General features: G+C 64.8%; 1 protein-coding gene. It reads left to right on the top strand.

What is annotated here, in order from left to right; all coding sequences use genetic code 11:
• Positions 1 to 79: 79 nt before the first annotated feature.
• Positions 80 to 1224 (top strand): IS3 family transposase gene (locus J3476_RS19700; RefSeq protein ID WP_373889095.1). Its coding sequence is split into 2 segments (ribosomal slippage): positions 80 to 344 and positions 344 to 1224, totalling 1146 coding nucleotides; the frame shifts between segments, so codons are not numbered across the junction.
• Positions 1225 to 1337 lie beyond the last annotated feature (113 nt).

Raw genomic sequence — 1337 nt, 5'->3', positions numbered from 1 at the left:
TGGCGTGTTCCCGCTGAATGAGTCCAACCAGTTTTAGAGTCCTATGGCCCGATGTCGGGCCAGAAGGGACGATGAACACATGGCTGGTCGGAAGCGGAATTCCGCGGAGGACATCGTGCGCAAGCTGCGGCGGGCAGATGAGCTGGCTGCCGAGGGTAAGACCGGTGAGGAGATCGCCGCCGAGCTGGGGGTCTCGCCGGCCACGCTGTACAACTGGCGGCGCACCTACGGCGGCATGGACACCGACGCCGCCAAAGAACTCAAAGAGCTGCGCGAGCAGAACGCCCGGCTCAAGCGGCTGCTGGCCGACGCTGAACTCGAGAAGGACGCGCTGCGGGAGGTCGCGAAGGGAAAATTCTGAGCCCGGCTGCCAAGCGGCGCGCCGTGGACATGCTCAAGGAGACGTTGAGCATGTCGGAGCGGCTGGCGTGCAAGGCCGTTGGGCTGGCTCGCTCCACCTACCGCCGTCTTCCGCTGGGCCAGACCCCTGATGATCCTGATGCTGAGATGAGGGCTTGGCTGCGCTCCTATGCCACCAAACACCCGTGTCACGGGTTCCGCCGCGCGTGGGCGGCGTTGCGCTACGACGAGGGCCGTGAGGTCAACAGGAAGAAGATCCACCGGCTCTGGCGCGAAGAGGGCCTGCAGGTGCGTGTGCACAGTCCGCGCAAGCGGGCCGGCGTCTCGTCGGTGCCGCCGATCCTCGCTGATGCGCCGGGCGTGGTGTGGGCGATCGACTTCCAGTTCGACTCGACTGTCGACGGCAAGGCCATCAAGATCGCTTCGATGATCGACGAACACACCCGCGAGTCGCTGCTCAATCTGGTGGAGCGCTCGATCACCGGTGAGGCACTGGTTGCCGAGCTGACCAAGGTGTTCGCCGCTGCCGGCGGCCCGCCGAAGGTGTTGCGCATGGACAACGGGCCGGAGATGGTTTCTCAAGCGCTGCAACGATTCTGCGAGAACAGGACCGGCATGGTCTACATCCCGCCGGGCTGTCCGTGGGACAACGGCTACATCGAATCGTTCAACAACCGCCTCAGGAGGGAGTGCCTCAACCGCAACTACTGGAACACCCTGTTCGAGGCCCGCGTGGTCATCGGCGACTTCAAGCACGAGCACAATCACCGACACCGCCACTCGGCCCTGGGCTACCTCACACCGGCCGAGTACGCTGCAGCCTGCCGCTGCACCCATACCCCGGTGGCCTGCAGCATCAACTGAGAACGGATCAAACCAACCCGACTCTAAGAACGGGTGGACTCAGGATCGGGGACTCGCCAGATCGAGACGCCATGTTGACCCTGCCGCCGGTGGCCCCGGTCGTCGAGACCGTC

This window comes from Mycobacterium sp. PO1 (assembly GCF_017312405.1).
GTDB lineage: Bacteria > Actinomycetota > Actinomycetes > Mycobacteriales > Mycobacteriaceae > Mycobacterium.
The sequence above is the reverse complement of the archived record's forward strand: the minus strand, read 5'-3'. Positions and strand labels throughout refer to the sequence as shown.